Below are 4,736 nucleotides of genomic sequence, written 5' to 3'. Positions count from 1 at the left end.
GGCTGCGCACCGCTCGACCCGACCGCGGGGTGCGGCGCCAGGGTTCTGGGCGGGCCGGGCGCGCGGGCTGGGTGCGTTCGTACTCGAACTCCTGAGCCGCCCACTCCGCCTTTCCCGCGGCCTCCAGCTCCTGAGCGAGCGCCTCACGCAAGGGCAGCAGCAGTTCCACATCGAGCGCCGCGTACACCAACCAGGACTCCGGAAGCGGCCGGGTCGACCAGTCGGCTGCCGCATGATCCTTGGCCAGGCGCAACCCCAGTGTCTCCTCCACGACGGCGCCGAGCCCCACGTGCTCCCGTCCCAGCAGGCGGGCGGCCAGCTCGGTGTCGAACAGTGAACTGGCCTCCAAGCCCAGTGCCGTCAGACACGGCAGATCCTGGTCGGCGGCGTGAAGCACCCACTCCGGTCCGTCCAGGGCGGACGCCAGGGCAGTGAGCTCGCCCGCTCCCTGTGGGTCCACCAGCACGGTGCCAGCGCCGTCACGGCGAAGCTGGATGAGATAGGCATCCTGTCCGTAGCGGAAACCGGAGGCGCGTTCGGCGTCCACCGCGATGGGGCCGACGCCGTCGGCCAGGGCCGCGGCTGCACGGGCCAGCGCCGCAGGAGTGTCGGTGAGCGGCGGCAGCCCCTCGGCAGGGCGCGGGTAGGGCACCACGGCGTCGGTGGGTACGGGGGCGCCGGTCGTGCCCGGAGTAGCGACGGGGTGCGGGGTGGCCGCGGACAAACCGGTCATCGGGCCGCCCCCGCCAGTCCCAGAGGGACCGCGCTTTCGGGCTCATGGCCAGCGGTCAGGTGAATGAGTTCGTACCACGCCCGCAGGTGCGGTTCGAGGTCTGGCGTGGTGGGCGTCCAGGAAGCACGGATCTCCACATGCGCACTGGCATCGGTCAGCTCCAGGCCGCCGAAGGTGTCGGATAGAACACGGGTGACGGTACCGACCAGAGCGTGCCGGCCGGCGCCCGCATGATCGAGCGCATCGGTGAGCCAGGACCAGGCGGCGGAGCCCAGCAGCGGATCGGTGCCGATCTCCTCATCCACACGCGCACGCACCATGACCACGAGCCGAAAGTCCCCATCCCAGGCCGCCTGGCCGGCGGGATCATGCAGGACAACGAAGCGTCCGGAGGACAGGGGCGTGCCCGACTCGGTCTCAACGGTCTCGGCGGTCAGCGCCGCCGCGTAGGGGGCCAGGCGCGCCGGCGCGGGCGCCTCCTCCAGGAGGAGACCGCGGGGCCGGGCTGCGGAGCGCAGGGACAGCAACGCCGTGTGAAAGCGCTCCGGCATGGGGGAGGCGCCCGTCTCATGTGAAGACATGCGAGGGTTATCTGGCACCGCCCCAGGCTACCGGCCGCAGCGCGGGGCCGACGTTGCCACGCCGCCGGTGAGGTGGTCTATCGTGATACCAGCCAGTATGTAGACAGGACAGGAAACCATCCGGCATGACCTCGCCCGAGAACGCCACCCCTCTGACCCCCCGCGGCTCTATGCGACGCGTCGACTGGGAGACCTTCCGTCGTATCGCCGCCGACGCCTCCACCACGCTGCCCATTGAGCAGACCGCGGCCTGGGACGCCTTCGACGCCGCCATGGACGGGCGCGAACCGTGGGGGCGGCTGGTCTACCAGGACGCCGACGGCGCCCCGCGCGCCCTCATCTCCTTGACGCGCATGGACGTGCGCGGCTTCCCCTACCTGTGGGCACGCCACGCGCCAGTGTGGCTGGGGGCCGCGCCGAGCCCGCAGGAGGAGGCGGAGCTGCGGGAGCTGGTCGTTGCGGGCGTACGCGTGCACGACCCGGCCATCGTCTTCGTGCGCCTGCACTTCACCCACCCCGCTGCCGGGCTGCACGAGCTGCTGCAGACCATGACCTATGACCGCACGGTGATCCTCGACGTCGAGCGCGAGGACGACGAGGCTTTCCTCGCCTCCTTCAAGCCGCGCGGACGCCGCGACGTGCGCAAGGCGCTGCGGAATACCGAGCTGACCTACCACGACGAGACCGACATCGCGGAGGAGGTCTTCGCGGAACTGTACGAGATCCTCACCGAGACCGGTGATCGAGACGGTTTTCGTGCCGCTCCGGAGGACACCTACCGAACCATGCTGCGCACGCTCGGCCCGGAGCACTGCCGACTCTACGTGGCCCGTCGGGGCGGCCAGGAGGCCCTGGCCTGGAGCATCGACACCATCTGGGGCGACGGCGCCGCGCGCTACTACGCCGCCTCCACGGCAGAGGGACGGCGCGGCCGGGCCGCGGACGCCCTGCTGTACAAGGAGGGCTGCTGGCTGCGCCAGCGCGGCGTGCGCACCTGGGATCTTATGGGCGCCGGCTCCGAGCGGGTGCCCGAGCTGGACGGCGTCGGTTCCTTCAAGGCCAAGTTCACCCCCGCCGGAGCCGTCGACATTCCCGGGGCCTGGGACGTGCCCGTGCGCCCGCGCATCTACGCGGGCCTGGTGCGGGCCCTGGAGCTCAAGCACCGCGCGCAGGCGGGCGTCAGCGCGGTGCGCGAGCGCCTAGCCGCGCTGCGCACCACTAGCGCTGCCGAGCCAGAACAGTGACCGGCTGATCGGCGACGACGTCGGCCAGCCGCCGCGTGCCACCGGCCAACTCCGCGCCGGTGAGCACGTCGGTCCAGGTCCCCTCGGGCAGCACCACACGGTGGTCGCCCCAGCCGCCATCCTGTTCCAGTCGCCGGCCCAAGCGCCGCACCACCACGACGACGTCGGGCTCGGCGTCGAGCAGTCGGGCGTAGGCAAAGGCGTGCGTTGTGGTAACCGGCAACGGCCGGTAGCCCGAGCGGGTGCCCACAAACGTGTCGGGCCGCTCGGCCCGCAGGCGGCACAGCCGCCACGTGAGGTACAGCTTCGCCTCGTCCAGCGGCAAGGCCGCCAGATCCGCCTCCGCCCCGGTCAGCTGCGAGGCCCGCTGCAGGGCCGCACGCAACCCGGTGGGGCCGCCGTAGGTAACCGGGCGGCGGTTGTCGGGATCCACCAGGGAGGTGCGGGTGGTTTCGCTGCCCTGGTAGACGTCGGCAACGCCCAGCCAGGTCAGTGCCATGGCTTTATTGGCCAGGATCGTGTCCCGAACCGTGCGCGAGGTGAGCGCCGTGAAGGCGTCCAGCTGCTCGGCTACGTCGGTGCGGCCGAGCAACTGCGCGGCATAGTCGGCCAGCTGTTGCTCTCGCTGCGAGTCGGGCTCGGTCCACGTGGTCCACGCCTTCTGCTCGCGGGAGGCCTTGACGAGGTAGGCGCCCAGCCGCTCGGCGTCGATGGGGTCACCGCAGTCGGGAGCCCACGTACCCCACAGCGTCTGCCACAGCAGGTTCTCGGTGCGTCCGTCTAAGTCGGCGGGGCGGGCGTCGGCGGTCAGTGCCCGCAGGCGGTGCACCAGGGCGTGCCACTCGGCGGCATAGGCGGCCAGCACGTCGATCCGGGCGCGTACGTCCTCACTGCGCTTGGTGTCATGCGTCGTGGAGGCGACCATGGTGGCCGGCCAGGCGCCCTGCACCCGCAGCGCCCAGGCGTGTGCCGCATCCGGCGACAGGGCGAACCCCTCGGGATCGCCCCCGACTTCGGTCAGGCTGGTCAGGTGCGTCCACCGGTAGAAGGTGGTGTCTTCCACGCCCTTGGCGGTGACCGCGCCGCATACCTGCTGGAAGCGGGTGATGATCTCGGCGCGTTCGGGAGTATCGGAGGGCTGCCCGGAGCCGACCGCCTCACCCAGGAGGACCGCCACCACCAGGTCGAGGGTTTGCGCCTGCTCGGCCGTCAGATGCACCCGCGCACGTTCGGCGCCGCCGCGCAACACAGCGGCCTGCTCGGCGTCGGCGGGTCGGCCCGGAACCACGTAGGCGCGGTAACGGTCCGCGGCCACGAGCAGTTCAACCACGCACGCGCGCAGATCCTTGAGCGTGTGGTCGCTGAGGTAGACGTCCCGGGAGGTGAGTGAATACAGGGATTGGGCAAGCCGGTTCACCTCGGCGGCCAGCGAGCCGGCGATGATCTCCCGCTTGGCGTCCTGGCTCACCCGCTGGTAGTCGAGCGGCACCTGCCCGGTCAGCTCCCGCATGAGGGCGCCCAGCTGCGCGGCGCCGGCGGGATCGACCTGCAGCTGGTCGATCCGCCAGGCGGCGTCGTAGCCGGTGGTGCCGGCAGTGGGCCAGGCGGTGGGCAGTAGTTCATCGGGGGCGAGGATCTTCTCCGCCGCGATCCAGGCACCGCCGGTGGCTTCCCAGAGCCGGTCGAAGTAGCCCTGCGGGTCCGCCAGGCCGTCGGGATGATCCACTCGCAGCGCGTCGAGAGTGCCGGCGCCAACCAGCTCGAGGATGAGCGCGTGGGAATGGTCAAAGACCTCCGGGTCCTCCACCCGCACAGCCGCCAGGGTGGCAATGTCGAAGAAGCGCCGGTAGTTGAGTTCTTCATCGCCCACCCGCCAGAAGGCCAACCGGTAGTGCTGCTTCGCCAGCAGCTCGGGCAACGGCAGCGTGTGAGTGCCCGGGGCGAGGGGAAAGACGTGCTCGTAGTAGCGCAGTACCCACTGCTCGCCCCGCTCCGGCTCGGTGGGAATCGTCATCTGCGCCACGCTGAGCTCGCCGTCGGCCAACACCTGGCCGACACGGGCGCCGAGCACCGGCATGAGCATCTTCTCACCGGGCGGGGCGTCGAACCAGGCGGCGTAAGGCGAGTCAGCGCCGTCGCGCAGCACCGACCACAGGGGCGGGTTGTGCCACACGGGGG

At 71.2% G+C, this 4,736-nt stretch carries 4 protein-coding genes; 1 reads left to right on the top strand and 3 read right to left on the bottom strand.

Annotation, left to right across the window (positions count from 1 at the left end):
• On the bottom strand, positions 1 to 733 hold a 733-nt coding region (locus RWX45_RS09435; RefSeq protein ID WP_316023476.1), incomplete at its 3' end, for a ribonuclease D.
• Complete coding sequence (locus RWX45_RS09430; RefSeq protein WP_316023475.1) at positions 730 to 1,314, bottom strand: DUF3000 domain-containing protein; 585 nt, start codon at positions 1,312 to 1,314, stop codon at positions 730 to 732. The genes RWX45_RS09435 and RWX45_RS09430, both read right to left, overlap by 4 nt.
• A 125-nt stretch (positions 1,315 to 1,439) precedes the next feature.
• On the opposite strand from RWX45_RS09430, the gene RWX45_RS09425 reads away from it, so the two are divergent.
• Positions 1,440 to 2,558, top strand: a complete 1,119-nt coding sequence (locus tag RWX45_RS09425) for a lipid II:glycine glycyltransferase FemX (protein ID WP_316023474.1) — start codon at positions 1,440 to 1,442, stop codon at positions 2,556 to 2,558.
• On the opposite strand, the gene treY is transcribed toward RWX45_RS09425, so the two are convergent.
• A partial coding sequence (treY, locus tag RWX45_RS09420) for a malto-oligosyltrehalose synthase (protein ID WP_316023473.1) occupies positions 2,533 to 4,736 on the bottom strand: 2,204 nt, incomplete at its 5' end. The two genes, RWX45_RS09425 and treY, sit on opposite strands and share 26 nt — an antisense overlap.

Source organism: Actinomyces sp. MRS3W, assembly GCF_032465695.1.
Classification (GTDB): domain Bacteria; phylum Actinomycetota; class Actinomycetes; order Actinomycetales; family Actinomycetaceae; genus Actinomyces.
Note: the sequence above shows the minus strand (reverse complement) of the source record. Positions and strands in the feature narration are given on the sequence as shown.